The organism is Collimonas sp. OK307 (genome assembly GCF_900113705.1).
Lineage (GTDB): Bacteria > Pseudomonadota > Gammaproteobacteria > Burkholderiales > Burkholderiaceae_D > Collimonas.
Genome location: NZ_FOQI01000014.1, coordinates 108,190 through 123,717 on the forward strand (window position 1 = coordinate 108,190; position 15,528 = coordinate 123,717).

The following is a 15,528-nucleotide window of genomic DNA, read 5'->3' on the forward strand; positions in this document are numbered from 1 at the left end:
TCACGCGCCGCTCAGACTATCGAGTCGGCCTCCGAGCGTCGTTCGCTATCCATGTACTCGCGCGACTGCATTTCCATGATACGCGATACGGTACGGTGAAACTCGTTGGCCAGCATGCCTTGCGTGTACAGCTCTTCGGGCGCCACAGCTGCCGACATGATCAACTTGATCTTGTGATCATAGAACACATCGATCAGCCAGGTAAACCGGCGTGCCTCTGACGACATCGCTGCCGACATTTGCGGAATACCGGACAATATCACCGTATGGAAGCGGCTGGCAATTTCCAGGTAATCGTTTTGCGAGCGCGGACCGCCGCACAAGGTATTGAAATCGAACCAGATCACGCCGCCGGCACGGCGCAAGGCCTTGATTTTACGTGCTTCGATATCGACGATAGGATCTTCGTCGGCAGTCTCGGCAACTCCGGCAAAGGCATGCCGCAAGGCGCGATCGGTGTCGGCGTTGAGCGGCGCATGGTAACTATCCACCTGCTCCAGGGCGCGCTTGCGGTAATCGATGCCGGCATCGATATTCATCACATCCAGGTTATCTTGCAATAACTTGATGGTCGGCAGCATGCGATCTCGATGCAAACCGTCCGGATATAGCGTGCCGGGCTCGTAATTCGAGGTCATGACAAACGACACGCCGTTATCGAACAAGGCTTTCAGCAGGTTATAGAGGATCATGGCGTCGGCGATATCGGAGACGTGAAACTCGTCAAAACAGATCAGCCGATACTTCTTGGCGACCCGCTTTGCCACTTCATCGAGCGGATCGGCAACGCCCTTGAGTTCATCCAGCTGCCGATGCACCGCCCGCATGAATTCGTGGAAATGCAGGCGGGTTTTACGCACCACCGGCACCACCGAATAAAAGCTGTCCATCAAAAACGATTTCCCGCGCCCGACCCCGCCCCACATATACACGCCGCGCGGCACGTCAGGCCGGTTGATCAGGCGTTTGAAGGAGTTGGAGCGCTGCGCCTTGTAGTCGACCCATTCATCATAAGACTGTTGCAGGCGATCGACTGCGCGCCGTTGTGCGTCATCGGCCTGGAAACCCCTTTGCGTCAGTGCCTGTTCATAAAACTCTAAGACGTTCATTGTGTTTTCAATTCTTGATGAAAAGCTAAAACCGGCTTGCCGACCTTATTGGTTGACAAAAAAATAATCGTGCTCATTAGGAAAATTGCAAAATAAGCAATCCGCCAAAAATAAAAATGGGCGAGCCTCAGCTCACCCACTTCAATCCAGGCAACCGCCCTGACAACAGCGTGACAACGCCCCTGCAACTATGACCGCCCCATCTCTACCAGCACGCGGCTAGGATAAGCCTTCTCCTTGCCGCCGAAAGTCAACGGCAGGTTAGCCCCCAAACCGAGACCGATCGCTCCGATGCCGCCACTGCCGCCGGTAGCGCCAATGCCGACACTAGGAGAATTCAACCCGGGCGGCGCCCGATACACCACTTCCGAGGTGCGATAGCCTGGCTTGTCGCAAACCACATGCAGGTCGCCGTCGGTTTCAACAATCAGGACATCGCCGGGCGTAACCACATTCCAGCGGCTGCTGTCGGTTTTCACCACGCAGCGCGCGCCTTCCAGTTGCTGGCTGTCGGAGGTAGCCTCGATCACCACACGTCCGTTATCCGACGCTGTAGTCGCGCAACCGGACAGCGCAACGCCTAACAAAACGATCAGATAACGCATGTGCTTCTCCCTTAGAAATTCAGGGACCGTTTGTCGACTGCCAGCGCCGCTTCCTTGGTCGCTTCCGACAAGGATGGGTGCGCGTGACAGATGCGGGCGATATCTTCTGCTGATGCGCGGAATTCCATCGCCACCACGGCTTCTGAAATCAATTCTGATGCCATTGGCCCAACAATGTGAACGCCCAGGATTTCGTCAGTCTTGGCATCCGCCAGGAATTTGACCATACCTGAGGTATCCCCCAAAGCGCGTGCCCGCCCATTCGCCAGGAACGGGAACGTACCAGCCTTATATGCTACTCCATCTGCCTTCAGTTGTTGTTCTGTCTTGCCAACCCAGGCGATTTCCGGCGATGTATAGATCACCCACGGAATCGTATTGAAGTTAACGTGACCATGCTGTCCGGCAATACGCTCGGCCACTGCCACGCCTTCTTCCTCCGCTTTGTGCGCCAGCATCGGGCCGCGCACCACGTCACCAACCGCCCAGACGTTCGGCAAGTTAGTCTTGCAATCGCCGTCGACCGCGATAAAACCGCGCTCGTCCAGCTGCAAGCCAACGCCTTCGGCATTCAGGCCGATGGTGTTTGGCGTCCGGCCTATCGATACGATCAGTTTGTCGTACACCGCTTTTTGTGCCGCGCCGGTGGCATCGACATATTCTACTGTGACATCATTCTTGCCAGCCGTAATGGCGCCGATCGTGACGCCCAGGCTGACCTTCAAGCCTTGCTTGGTGAAAAGTTTGGCGGCTTCCTTGGCGATCTGCTCGTCCACTGCCCCCAGGAAAGTCGGCAATGCTTCCAGTACGCTGACATCCGAGCCCAGGCGGCGCCAGACGCTGCCCATTTCGAGGCCGATAACACCGGCACCGATTACCCCTAGTTTAGCCGGAACCGCGTCAATTGCCAGTGCGCCGGTGTTCGACAGAATCAGTTTTTCATCGAACGGCGTGCCCGGTAATGCACGGGCGTTGGAACCGGTAGCCACGATGATGTGCTTGGCTGTGATGGTTTCTTCGGTAGTGCCGGCGACCTTGATTTCATAAGCATTGGCATCGCCCTTGACGAACGAACCGCGGCCGTGGAAAAAGGTAACCTTATTCTTCTTGAACAGGTACAAGATACCTTCGTTGTTTTGCTTGACGACATTATCCTTGCGCGCCAGCATCTGCCCCAGGTTCAGTCCCAGGCCCTTGACTTCGATACCGTGGTCCGCGAATGCATGGCCGGCATGCTCGTAATGCTCAGACGATTGCAACAACGCTTTGGATGGAATGCAACCGACGTTGGTGCAAGTGCCGCCCGGCGCAGGACCGTTCTTGGCATTTTTCCATTCATCAATACATGCAGTATTGAAACCCAGTTGCGCGGCGCGAATTGCTGCAATATAACCGCCAGGACCGCCACCGATCACGACGACATCAAATTGTTTGCTCATTTCCATCCTTCGAGTTGTTGCCTTGCGGGTCGCTTGCCATTCATTGGCAACTCATTGCCAACGCATGCAGCCGGCCACGCCAAGGCTCTCATCATTTACATAGCCACCTAAACGATACGCCCTGCTCCATTTTCCTTACGAGAAAAACAGGAGTCAGGGCGCGTCGCCTAGCGAGATTTAAAGCTTACAGGTCCAGCAACAGGCGAGCCGGATCTTCCAGCGCTTCCTTCATTGCTACCAGCGCCAGCACTGCTTCACGACCGTCAATGATACGGTGATCGTAAGACATCGCCAGATAGTTCATCGGACGCACCACGATCTGGCCGTTTTCGACAACTGCACGGTCCTTGGTCGCATGCACGCCCAGGATCGCCGATTGTGGCGGGTTGATGATCGGTGTCGACAGCATCGAACCGAAAGTACCACCGTTGGAGATCGAGAATGTACCGCCGGTCAGGTCGTCCAGCGTCAGCTTGCCGTCCTTGGCCTTGGCGCCGAATTCGCCGATTTTCTTTTCGATGTCGGCGATCGACATTTGATCAGCATCGCGCAACACCGGCACTACCAGGCCGCGTGGCGAACCAACTGCGATACCGATATCGAAATAACCGTGGTACACGATGTCGTTGCCATCTACCGAGGCATTGACGATCGGGTATTTTTTCAGTGCCGCAACCGCAGCCTTGACGAAGAACGACATGAAGCCGAGCTTGACGCCGTGCTCTTTTTCAAACTTGTCTTTGTACTTGGTGCGCAGGTCCATGACTGGCTGCATATTGACTTCATTGAATGTCGTCAAGATAGCGTTAGTCGATTGCGATTGCACCAGACGCTCGGCGATACGTGCGCGCAGGCGGCTCATCGGCACGCGCTCTTCCGGACGCTGGTCCAGCTGGGCCTTGGTCGGCGCAACAATTTGCTGCAGTGCCGGCTTGACTGCTACTGCCGCCAGAGGTGCGGGTGCTGGTGTCGCTGGCTTGTTAGCCAGTGCGCCCAGAACGTCGCCCTTGGTGACGCGGCCGTCTTTACCGCTACCGTCGACTTGACCCGCCGACAGATTGTTTTCTGCCAGCAGTTTTGCGGCGGCAGGCATGGCGATGCCGGCTGCCGACTTCGATTGCAATTCAGGTGCGGCGATTGGCGTTGGCGCATTGCCGCTTTGTGGCACTGCCACGGCAGCTACTTCCATCGGGCTGACTTTAGCGGAAGCATCGGTGTCGATCACAGCGATGATTTCATCGGCAACCACGGTGCTGCCGTCGCCTTTGATCAGCTGGACGATCACGCCGTCGGCCGGGGCCGGCAGCTCAAGCACAACTTTATCTGTCTCGATATCAATCAGGTTTTCGTCGCGCTTGACAGCGTCGCCGATTTTTTTATGCCAGGTCAACAAGGTCGCTTCAGCGACGGATTCCGACAATTGCGGAACTTTTACTTCTAGAAGTGCCATTTAATTCTCCGTAAGATGGTGCGTCGGGCAGGTCTCCTGACCTGCCCTGGCGTCAATTATTTTGTAAGAACAAAGCCTTTAAGCTTGGAAAATGCCGTGTCCAGCAATGCTTTCTGCTGCGCATAGTGCTTGTCGTAGTAACCGACAGCTGGCGATGCGCTGGCTGGACGGCCTGCGTAGGCAAGCTTCTGGCCATCTTCCAGGTTCTCAAAAATGTTGTGCTGAATCTGCAGCCATGCGCCTTGATTCTGCGGCTCGTCCTGTGTCCATACCAGTTCGTTGAAGTTAGGGAACTGCTTCAACTCGGCAGCGAATGCCTTGTGCGGGAATGGATACAGTTGTTCCAGACGGATAATTGCCACGTCAGTCTGACCGCGTTCTTTACGTGCGTTAACCAGATCGTAGTAAACCTTGCCCGAGCAAGCGACGATGCGCTTGACCTTCTTAGGATCGATCTTGTCATCGACTTCGCCGATCACAGTCTGGAAGCTGCCCTTGCTGAAATCGGACAACGGCGAACCGGCATCCTTGTTACGCAACAGCGACTTCGGTGTCATGATTACCAGCGGCTTGCGGAACAAGCGGATCATCTGGCGGCGCAGCAGATGGAAAATCTGCGCTGCGGTAGTCGGTTGCACCACTTGCATGTTGTTGTCTGCGCACAGTTGCAGATAACGTTCCAGGCGTGCCGACGAGTGTTCCGGGCCTTGGCCTTCATAACCGTGCGGCAGCATCATGACCAGGCCGGAAGCACGACCCCACTTCACTTCGCCGGAGCTGATGAACTGGTCGATCACGACTTGCGCGCCGTTGGCGAAATCGCCGAACTGGGCTTCCCAGATGGTCAGCGTGTTTGGCTCTGCAGTGGAATAACCGTATTCGAAACCGAGTACAGCTTCTTCCGACAAGACCGAGTCGATCACCTTGAACGGCGCTTGCTGGTCAGAGATGTTTTGCAGCGGAATATAGCTGCCGGCATCCCAACGCTCACGGTTTTGATCGTGCAATACAGCGTGGCGATGGACGAACGTACCGCGGCCTGCGTCTTGGCCGGTCAGGCGAATCGCATAACCCGACGATACCAGCGATGCGTAGGCCAGATGCTCGCCCATGCCCCAGTCGAGGTTGAGTTCGCCACGGCCCATGGCGGCGCGGTCGTTCAATACTTTTTCGACCAGCGCGTGGACCTTGAAGTTTTCCGGCACGGTGGTGATGCGTGTTGCCAGGCGTTTCAGTTCCGTGACAGGCACTGCTGTGTCGGCGGCGTCGGTCCACTTGCGGTTCAGGAACGGCAGCCAGTCGACCGCGTATTTGCTCTTGAAATTGGTGATGACCGGATCGACAGTGTGCTTGCCGGCATCCATCGCATCGCGGAACGCCTTGACCATGGCGTCGCCGGTGTCGGCGTCGATAGTGCCTTGCGCCGCCAGTTTATCCGCGTACAGCTTGCGGGTGCCTGGATGCTGGCCGATCTTCTTGTACATCAGCGGCTGCGTCAGCGCTGGCGTATCTTGCTCGTTGTGGCCCAGTTTGCGGAAGCAGATGATATCGACCACGATATCCTTCTTGAACTCGATACGGTAATCGAGCGCGATCTGGGTAGCGAACACGACCGCTTCAGGATCGTCGCCGTTGACGTGCAGAACCGGCGCTTCGATCATCTTGACGACGTCCGAGCAATACAGGGTGGAACGGGAATCGCGCGGATCGGAAGTGGTGAAACCGATCTGGTTGTTGATCACGATATGCACGGTGCCGCCAGTGCCGTAACCACGCGTTTGCGCCAGGTTCAAGGTTTCCATCACTACGCCCTGGCCGGCAAATGCAGCATCGCCGTGGACCAGGATCGGCAGCACTTGCGAGCCGTCGATGTCGCCGCGGCGTTCCATACGCGCCTTGACCGAACCTTCAACCACAGGGTTGACGATTTCCAGATGCGATGGATTGAATGCCAGCGACAGATGCACCGGGCCGCCCGGGCTGGTGATGTCGGAAGAGAAGCCTTGGTGATACTTGACGTCGCCTGCCGGCAGGTCGTCGGCATGCTTGCCTTCGAATTCTGCAAACAGTTCTTGCGGCATCTTGCCCAAGGTATTGACCAGCACGTTCAGACGGCCGCGGTGGGCCATGCCGATAACGATTTCCTGGACACCCTTGGCGCCGGCGCGCTGGATCGTTTCGTCCAGCGACACGATGAAGCTTTCGCCGCCTTCCAGCGAGAAACGCTTTTGTCCGACATAACGTGTATGCAGGTAGCGCTCCAGTCCTTCAGCCGCGGTCAGGCGGTCGAGGATGTGCTTTTTCTTTTCTGCAGTGAATACCGGCGCCGAACGTGTCGACTCCAGACGCTCCTGCATCCAGCGCTTTTCGGTCGGATCGCTGATGTACATGTACTCGGTACCGATCGAACGGCAATACGTATCGCGCAGCGAATTCAGCAGGTCGCGCAGCGTAGCCGTTTCAGTGCCGAAGTAGGTGTTGCTGATGTTGAACACGATGTCCATGTCGGCATCGGTGAAACCGTAGAAGCTTGGTTCCAGTTCAGGCAATACGGAACGTTCCTGGCGTTGCAGCGGATCCAGGTTGGCCCAGCGCGAACCCAGGTAACGGTAGGCAGCGATAAGTTGCGTTGCAGCAACACGCTTGCGTCCCATTTCAGCATCGGCAGAAGCGGAGATAGTGCGGATCGGACCGTGTTTGGCGCGCTCGGCAAACGAGGCGATGACGGAGGCGTGGCCTACGTCAGGCTTATCGGAGCCGTCGACGGCAGGCACGTGTTGCATAGCGTCAAAATATGCACGCCAGTTATCGGCAACTGAACCGGGATTGTCGAGGTAAGACTCGTACAGCTCTTCAATGTACGGTGCATTACCTCCGAAGAGATAAGAATTAGAGCGGTATTGTTGCATCATCTTGCTCACCTTTCTTCGCGTTTCGCGAGATTAGCGGGTTAACATAACCTTCCGCGACACGGCCTGACCGGTTAGCGGATTGCACATCAAGTTGTGGGGAAGGGCTCTATTACTGTGTTCTTTACTGCAAATTCAATTCGGGTACTACGGTACTTCTTTGCGCCTGCCCTTCAAAACATGCTCATCGCATGCCTCATTGCATACACTCACTACGCTGTGACCATATAAATCGGCACAGAATAGGAGCATAGCATAACCTGCAGAAATGCAAACAGCGAATCCGTGGATTCGCTGTTTTTGTGTTGCTATTACCTATTTCCGACTCACGCCAGCCTTACCTTTAGCCGCGCTTGTCGATTGCCGGTACGTCACGGGTCGGCGAACCGACGAACAATTGACGTGGACGGCCGATCTTTTGTTCAGGATCGGAAATCATTTCGTTCCATTGCGCGATCCAGCCGACGGTACGCGCCATGGCGAAGATACCGGTGAACAGCGATGTCGGGATGCCCAGTGCCGACTGCACGATGCCGGAGTAGAAGTCGACGTTCGGATACAGCTTGCGGGAAACGAAGTATTCGTCTTCCAGCGCCACTTTTTCCAGCGCCATCGCCAGCTTGAATAACGGGTCGTCATGCAGGCCGAGTTCGTTCAGCACTTCGTAGCAGGTTTCGCGCATCAGCTTGGCGCGCGGATCGAAGTTCTTGTAGACGCGATGACCGAAGCCCATCAGCTTGACGCCGGAGTTCTTGTCTTTCACCTTGGCGATGAACTCTGGAATCTTGTCGACAGTACCGATTTCCTTGAGCATGTTCAGTGCCGCTTCGTTGGCGCCGCCGTGTGCCGGGCCCCACAGGCAAGCGATACCGGCAGCGATACAGGCGAACGGATTGGCGCCGCTGGAACCTGCCAGGCGCACGGTTGAAGTCGAGGCGTTTTGCTCGTGATCGGCATGCAAGGTCAGAATACGGTCCAGTGCGCGCACCAGTACGTCGTTGACCTTGTACTCTTCGCACGGCGTGGAGAACATCATGTGCATGAAGTTCGCGCTGTACGACAGTTCATTGCGCGGGTAGACGAAAGGCTGGCCGACGTTGTACTTGTAGGCCATGGCGACCAGCGTCGGCAGCTTGGCGATCAGGCGGATCGCCGATACTTCGCGATGGTGCGGATCGGTGATGTCCAGCGAGTCATGGTAGAACGACGACAAGGCGCCGACGGTGCCGACCAGGACAGCCATCGGATGCGCGTCGCGGCGGAAGCCGCGGAAGAAGAATTGCATCTGCTCGTGCACCATGGTGTGCTGGGTCACGGTAGCGTCGAATTTTTCCTTTTCCTTTGCGGTCGGCAGTTCGCCGTTCAGCAACAGGTAGCAGGTTTCCAGGAAATCGCAATTGACCGCCAGCTGCTCGATCGGGTAACCACGATACAGCAGTTCGCCCTTGTCGCCGTCGATGTAGGTGATCGACGAATTACATGCTGCCGTCGACATGAAACCCGGGTCGTAAGTGAATTTACCGGTGGCGCCGTACAGCTTGCGGATATCGATGACATCGGGGCCGACGGTGCCCTTGTAAATAGGAAATTCTACGGATGGGCTGCCATCGGAAAACGATAGCGTGGCTTTTGTATCAGCGGTGGTCATGGCTCTTCCCTCAATCAAAAGGTGACTCTAAATCAAAAAAAACAAAAGACGCTGCTAGCAGATCGACATCTCCCGCGGCCGTCGCCGCCAGCGGAGATACCGGCTTAAGCAGTGCGTATTCTGGCTAACAGTGCATGCACTTGCGGCAAATCCAGCAAGCCGTCCGGTTCTTTACGGACTAGCAGTAAATCCATTAGTTCAATGTCGGACAGCTCCATGAGACGCGAAAAAGCGTCAACATCGTCATCCGTCATGCTGGCTTCGTTTGCATCCAGGAAACGGGTCAGTATCAGATCGTTTTCAAGCAGGCCGCGTCGCGCGCGCCAGCGCAGGCGGGCTCGGTTGGCTGGATCGGCTTGATGGATGATAGGCATGGAAACCACTTATTCTATTTGATATCGCCGTTCGGCGCTTTCGACGAACAGTTCTAAAACTGTTGCAAAAACCAGGGCGGGAAGACTTGAAAGTTTCGCCGCCCTGCTTATTCTCTCTTGCTTACTCTCTTATACCGCGCGACGAACCATCAGCTCTTTGATCTTGCCGATCGCTGCATTCGGGTTCAAACCCTTTGGACAGACATCGACGCAGTTCATGATCGAACGGCAACGGAACAGGCGATACGGATCTTCCAGGTTGTCCAGACGGGCGCCGGTGGCTTCATCGCGGCTGTCGGCGATGAAACGGTAGGCTTGCAGCAAGCCGGCCGGGCCGACGAACTTGTCCGGATTCCACCAGAACGACGGGCAGGAAGTCGAGCAGCATGCGCACAGGATGCACTCGTACAGGCCATCCAGCTCTTCGCGCTGTTCAGGCGACTGCAGACGCTCTTTTTCCGGCGGAATGCTGTCGTTGATCAGGAACGGCTTGATCGACTCGTATTGCTTGAAGAACTGCGTCATGTCGACGATCAGGTCGCGGATCACCGGCAGGCCTGGCAACGGCCGCAAGATAATCGGCTCGCTCAGTTCGTTCAGGTTGGTGGTGCAAGCCAGACCGTTCTTGCCGTTGATGTTCATGGCGTCGGAACCGCACACGCCTTCGCGGCATGAGCGGCGCAGCGCCAGAGAATCGTCGACGTCGGCCTTGATGCGTTGCAGGGCATCCAGCAGCATCTTGTCGGTTGGCAGCAGCTCTACCGTCAAGTCCTGCATGTAAGGCTTGGCATCCTTATCAGGATCGTAGCGGTAGATTTTAAATTTCAAAGTACGTGATGACATGGCTATACCTCTTGTTTTTAATTATTGTGGAGCAGAGCCCGGGCGCCCGTATGGTTTGGCGCGCCTTGCCCCGCCCCGACAAATTAGAATGTACGTGGCTTTGGCTTGAACGTATCAACTGTCAGCGGCTTGGTAACCACTGGCTTGTAGTCGAGACGATTACCTTCGGAGTACCACAAGGTGTGCTTCATCCAGTTTTCGTCATCACGCTTTTCATAATCGCGATGCGCATGCGCGCCGCGCGATTCTTTACGAGCTGCAGCCGAGGTAATGGTGGCCTTGGCGGTTTCGATCAGGTTGTCCAGTTCCAGCGCTTCGACACGTGCTGTGTTGAATACCTTGGATTTGTCCTTGAACGAAACGTGCTTGCGCCGCTCGTCCAGCACCATGATTTCCTTGTAGCCCTGTTGCAGCAATTCGTCGGTACGGAACACGCCGCAGTAGTGCTGCATGGTCTTGCGGATATCGCCGGCCACGTCTTGCACACGCTCGGAACCGGTGCTGGTTTCCAGCTTGGCCAGGCGCGCCAGGGCGACGTCGGCTGCATCCGCCGGCAACGGCTTGTTGCTGCGTTCCTTGAGCTTGCTGTCGACAATGTGATTGCCGGCGGCACGGCCGAACACCACCAGATCCAGCAGCGAATTGGTACCCAGGCGATTGGCGCCGTGCACCGATACGCAAGCGCATTCGCCGATGGCGTACAAGCCATTGACTACTGCGTTCGGGATACCGTTCTTCGGCACTACAACCTGGCCGTAAACGTTGGTCGGGATACCGCCCATTTGATAATGGATGGTCGGCACGACTGGAATCGGCTCTTTCAGAGCGTCAACGTTAGCGAACTTGTGGCCGATTTCAAGAATCGAAGGCAGACGCTTCATGATGGTTTCGGCGCCGATGTGGCGCAGATCCAGCATCACGTGATCCTTGTTCGGACCGCAGCCACGGCCTTCCTTGATTTCCTGGTCCATCGAACGCGATACGAAGTCGCGCGGCGCCAGATCTTTCAAGGTTGGCGCATAGCGCTCCATGAAACGTTCGCCGTTGGCGTTGATCAGAATGCCGCCTTCGCCGCGCACGCCTTCGGTAATCAGCACGCCCGCGCCGGCTACGCCGGTCGGGTGGAACTGCCAGAATTCCATGTCTTCCAGCGGCAAACCGGCACGCGCCGCCATACCCATACCGTCGCCGGTATTGATAAAGGCATTGGTCGAAGCCGCCCAGATACGCCCTGCACCGCCGGTAGCCATCACCGTGGTCTTGGCTTCCAGGATCATGACGTCGCCGGTTTCCATTTCCAGCGCTACTACGCCGATGACATCGCCTTCGGCATCGCGCACCAGGTCGATCGCCATCCATTCGACGAAGAAGTGTGTCTTGGCACGGACGTTACGCTGATACAGCGTGTGCAACAGCGCATGGCCGGTACGGTCGGCAGCTGCGCAAGCGCGCGCTACCGGCTTTTCGCCGAAGTTGGCCGAGTGGCCGCCGAACGGACGTTGATAAATGGTGCCGTCGGCATTACGGTCGAACGGCATGCCGAAATGTTCCAGCTCATACACAGCCTTAGGCGCTTCGCGACACATGAATTCAATCGCGTCCTGGTCGCCCAGGTAATCCGAGCCCTTGACGGTGTCGAACATGTGCCAGTACCAGCTGTCCTCGGACATGTTACCCAGCGAGGCGCCAATGCCGCCCTGCGCCGCAACTGTGTGCGAACGGGTGGGAAACACCTTCGACAAGACGGCTACATTCAAACCAGCTTCCGCCAACTGCAGCGAAGCACGCATACCGGAACCACCGGCCCCAACGATTACCGCATCAAAGCGGCGTGTAGGAATTGTGGATTTAATAGCTGCCACGATTACACTCTCCACAAAATCTGCGCCGCCCATCCGGCACAACCGACCAACCACAGGATTGTGGCAACTTGCAAGACCAGGCGCAGAGCGACCGGCTTGATATAATCCATCCAGAAATCACGCACGCCAATCCATGCATGAAAAAACAGTGCCATCAGCGCTACGAACGTAGCCATCTTGAACCACTGATGCGCAAACAGCCCCGCCCAGCCGTCATAAGTGAAATTGCTGGCGGTCAGGAACGACACCAGCAGGATGACGGTATAAATCGCCATGACGATAGCCGTGATGCGCTGCGCCAGCCAGTCGCGCAAGCCGTAATGGGCCCCTACTACCAGGCGCTTGGCGCCAATATTCTTGTTATCAGCCATTTTTAGAATGCTCCGAACAGTTTCAATGCAACGATCAACGCCAGCGGCACACTGATAATCAGGACTCCGGCAGCCGATTTGCGCGCGCTATCCTTATCCAGGCCGATATGGTTATCCATGATCAGGTGGCGGATGCCGGCGCAGAAGTGGTGCAGATATGCCCAGGACAGGGCCAGGATGACGAGCTTGACGAACCAGCCCGATGTAAAACCCTTGAAGTAATCGAAGGAAATTTCAGATGCCAGGCTCTTGTCCAGCATGTACAAGATAAAAGGCAAAAGCAAAAACATCAACACGCCACTAATACGATGCAAAATCGAAACCAGGGCTGCCAACGGAAAGCGGTAGCCGACAATTTGAGTAATGCTTATATTACGAAACTGTGGCCGATTGGGTTTCGCGGCTTCAGACATAACAGGGTTCTCCTCAGTTTAAAATTTTAGAGCAAGCGCAATCCCGCAATTTTCGCCTATTTTTGTGCAGCACACCAATAGTTATTATTCAATATTGCAAATAATGGCTAGCGGCGGGTATTCCTGCACTTGCTTACGCTTGATTGATTGCACTTGGTCAGCTTGCTCATATTGCCACCAGTCGCCGCTATCGTCAGCCGATGACCATTCCAACTCGCTACTCCAGATCACTACCCCAACCCGTCAGCTCAATTCGTTCTGATAGTGATGGCGATTGGTCACGTACAAACCGCGCCGCACTTCCACCGGCTTGTCGCCATAGGTAAAGGACACGCGTTCCACACACAATAAAGGCGATAATTTTTCCACCCCCAGCAACTCGGCCGCGTCGGCATCGGCGCTGGCGGCGCGAATCTGCTCGGTGGCACGGATCATGCGCGTGCCGAATTCGGTTTCAAACAGGCCGTACATCGGCCCCTTGTACTCAACCAGCCGCTCCAGCGTCAGCGCCTTGAACAACGCGCCCGGCAGCCACAATTCTTCAAGTATCGTCGGTACGCCGTCAAATGCCATGACACGTTTGACATAGACCACCGAGTCGCCCGATTTCATGCCCAGCAGGCGAGCGATTTCCGCCGGCGCACGCAAGCGCTTCAGCTCGATCACTCTTTTATCGGTAACTTGCGGCTGGTCGCTGTCCGGCATCAGGCGCAGGAAGCGGAATTGCGAACGCGCTTCGTGATGGGTGGCGACAAACGTGCCCTTGCCCTGACGCCGCACCAGCAGGTTTTCCGCGGCCAGTTCGTCAATCGCTTTGCGCACCGTACCCTGGCTTACCTTGAAACGGTTGCCAAGCTCGACTTCGCTGGGAATCAGCTCGCCCGGCTTCCACTCACCGGATTGCAGGCGCTGCATGATCAGCGCCTTGATTTGCTGGTAGAGGGGACTAAAGGTCGGAGACGATACTGAGGGAGACGCAGGGACCGCAGCGCTCTGGCCGACGGGGTCACTACTCACATTGGACGGGATGGAACTCATAACCATAGATTTCACCATAAAAGCCCACTGCCGTCCAGAAAAAAATGTTCAATTATATGTCTTATATAAGACATAAGATATTGATTGACATACCATGTTGCCGAGCCTAAACTCGCGGGCATAAGCAGTATTTGGTGATCGCTGATTGGTGTTTGTTTCGTGCAAATCGATTTTCATGGCAGAGATGCAAGCCGTAAATTTTGGCGCCCGGCACAACGCAAAACAAACTGACGCACGCGGTTTTCGCCGGTATGATTAGAGGTTGCGTATTTAAGTCGCCGCTTTTTGTATCTTGGCATGTATTTGTATTGGCCTACATGCCTGGCTGGGATTTTTTGTAATTTGACCGTCGTTCTTATTTGAATTGAACGGTTAAGGGCAGAGTCATTCGCCGCAGGGTTTAACCGGGCGGCTCTTGAACTTTGCCCCGCACACATTTTTATCACTTCTCTGGAGATTCAACATGGCTAAGTCCCCTCTGCGTGTTGCCGTTACCGGCGCCGCTGGTCAAATCGGCTATTCCCTTCTGTTCCGCATCGCCAACGGCGACCTGCTCGGCAAAGATCAACCGGTCATTTTGCAACTGCTTGAAATCCCTGACGAAAAAGCACAAAAAGCGTTGAAGGGCGTGATCATGGAAGTCGACGATTGCGCATTCCCGCTGCTGGCCGGCATCACTGCACACAGCGATCCGATGACAGCATTCAAGGATGCTGACGTTGCCCTGCTGGTTGGCGCCCGCCCACGCGGCCCAGGCATGGAACGTAAGGACCTGCTGGAAGCCAATGCACAGATTTTCACCGTGCAAGGCAAGGCGCTGGACGCCGTCGCTTCACGCAATGTCAAGGTACTGGTGGTCGGCAATCCGGCCAACACCAACGCTTACATCGCCATGAAATCGGCGCCTAACCTGCCAGCCAAGAACTTCACCGCAATGCTGCGCCTGGACCACAACCGCGCCCTGTCGCAAGTCGCGGCCAAGATCGGCAAGCCAGTTTCGGCTATCGAAAAACTGTTCGTCTGGGGCAATCACTCGCCAACCATGTACGCTGACTATCGCTACGCGACAGCGGACGGCGCATCGGTCAAAGACCTGATCAACGATCAAGTCTGGAACAAAGATGTGTTCCTGCCAACCGTCGGCAAGCGCGGCGCCGCCATCATCGAAGCGCGCGGCCTGTCGTCGGCTGCTTCGGCCGCCAACGCAGCGATCGATCACGTGCGTGACTGGGTTCTGGGCACCAACGGCAAGTGGACCACCATGGGTGTGCCATCGGACGGTTCCTACGGCATCCCTGAAGGCACCATGTTCGGCTTCCCGGTAACTACTGAAAACGGCGAATACAAAATCGTCCAGGGCCTGGAAATCGACGCTTTCTCGCAAGAGCGCATCAACATCACTCTGGCAGAACTGCAAGAAGAGCGTGATGGCGTGAAACACCTGGTCGGCTAAGCAACTGCTTCAAT

At 56.0% G+C, this 15,528-nt stretch carries 13 protein-coding genes; 1 reads left to right on the top strand and 12 read right to left on the bottom strand.

The features are described 5' to 3' along the window. Window positions 1–11: 11 nt before the first annotated feature. The 12 genes from zapE to BM205_RS17840 form a co-directional block, all read right to left on the bottom strand. Window positions 12–1,109 (bottom strand): cell division protein ZapE, encoded by a 1,098-nt coding sequence (zapE, locus tag BM205_RS17780; protein WP_092416196.1) that lies wholly within the window; start codon window positions 1,107–1,109, stop codon window positions 12–14. Window positions 1,110–1,297: 188 nt separating this feature from the next. Continuing rightward, window positions 1,298–1,714 (bottom strand): hypothetical protein, encoded by a 417-nt coding sequence (locus BM205_RS17790; RefSeq protein WP_092416198.1) that lies wholly within the window; start codon window positions 1,712–1,714, stop codon window positions 1,298–1,300. Between the two features lie 11 nt (window positions 1,715–1,725). Beyond that, the gene (gene lpdA / locus BM205_RS17795; RefSeq protein WP_092416243.1) at window positions 1,726–3,153 is read right to left on the bottom strand and encodes a dihydrolipoyl dehydrogenase; all 1,428 of its coding nucleotides are present in this window, start codon (window positions 3,151–3,153) and stop codon (window positions 1,726–1,728) included. Window positions 3,154–3,337: 184 nt separating this feature from the next. Further along, window positions 3,338–4,603, bottom strand: coding sequence for a 2-oxoglutarate dehydrogenase complex dihydrolipoyllysine-residue succinyltransferase (gene odhB / locus BM205_RS17800; RefSeq protein WP_092416199.1), 1,266 nt, complete (start codon window positions 4,601–4,603; stop codon window positions 3,338–3,340). Window positions 4,604–4,659: 56 nt separating this feature from the next. Continuing rightward, window positions 4,660–7,515 carry a 2-oxoglutarate dehydrogenase E1 component gene (locus tag BM205_RS17805; protein ID WP_092416200.1) on the bottom strand — a complete coding sequence of 952 codons (2,856 nt, stop codon included), beginning with the start codon at window positions 7,513–7,515 and terminating at the stop codon, window positions 4,660–4,662. Between the two features lie 340 nt (window positions 7,516–7,855). After that, the gene (gene gltA / locus BM205_RS17810; RefSeq protein ID WP_092416201.1) at window positions 7,856–9,160 is read right to left on the bottom strand and encodes a citrate synthase; all 1,305 of its coding nucleotides are present in this window, start codon (window positions 9,158–9,160) and stop codon (window positions 7,856–7,858) included. A gap of 104 nt (window positions 9,161–9,264) precedes the next feature. Then, window positions 9,265–9,534, bottom strand: coding sequence for an FAD assembly factor SdhE (locus BM205_RS17815; RefSeq protein WP_092416202.1), 270 nt, complete (start codon window positions 9,532–9,534; stop codon window positions 9,265–9,267). Window positions 9,535–9,663: 129 nt separating this feature from the next. Next, entirely contained in the window at window positions 9,664–10,377 is a 714-nt protein-coding gene (locus BM205_RS17820; protein WP_092416203.1) for a succinate dehydrogenase iron-sulfur subunit, read from the bottom strand. 83 nt (window positions 10,378–10,460) lie between these two features. Further along, window positions 10,461–12,239: a succinate dehydrogenase flavoprotein subunit gene (gene sdhA / locus BM205_RS17825; RefSeq protein ID WP_092416204.1), complete on the bottom strand. Its 1,779-nt coding sequence runs from the start codon at window positions 12,237–12,239 to the stop codon at window positions 10,461–10,463. A gap of 2 nt (window positions 12,240–12,241) precedes the next feature. Continuing rightward, entirely contained in the window at window positions 12,242–12,610 is a 369-nt protein-coding gene (gene sdhD / locus BM205_RS17830) for a succinate dehydrogenase, hydrophobic membrane anchor protein (RefSeq protein ID WP_092416205.1), read from the bottom strand. 2 nt (window positions 12,611–12,612) lie between these two features. After that, window positions 12,613–13,023 carry a succinate dehydrogenase, cytochrome b556 subunit gene (gene sdhC, locus BM205_RS17835; RefSeq protein ID WP_092416206.1) on the bottom strand — a complete coding sequence of 137 codons (411 nt, stop codon included), beginning with the start codon at window positions 13,021–13,023 and terminating at the stop codon, window positions 12,613–12,615. A gap of 243 nt (window positions 13,024–13,266) precedes the next feature. After that, a complete protein-coding gene (locus BM205_RS17840; protein ID WP_092416207.1) occupies window positions 13,267–14,061 on the bottom strand; it encodes a GntR family transcriptional regulator in 795 nt (264 codons plus the stop codon). Between the two features lie 463 nt (window positions 14,062–14,524). Here BM205_RS17840 and BM205_RS17845 point away from each other — a divergent pair, with 463 nt between their 5' ends. After that, on the top strand, window positions 14,525–15,514 hold the full coding sequence (locus BM205_RS17845) for a malate dehydrogenase (RefSeq protein ID WP_092416208.1): 990 nt from the start codon (window positions 14,525–14,527) through the stop codon (window positions 15,512–15,514). The last annotated feature ends 14 nt before the right edge of the window (window positions 15,515–15,528 follow it).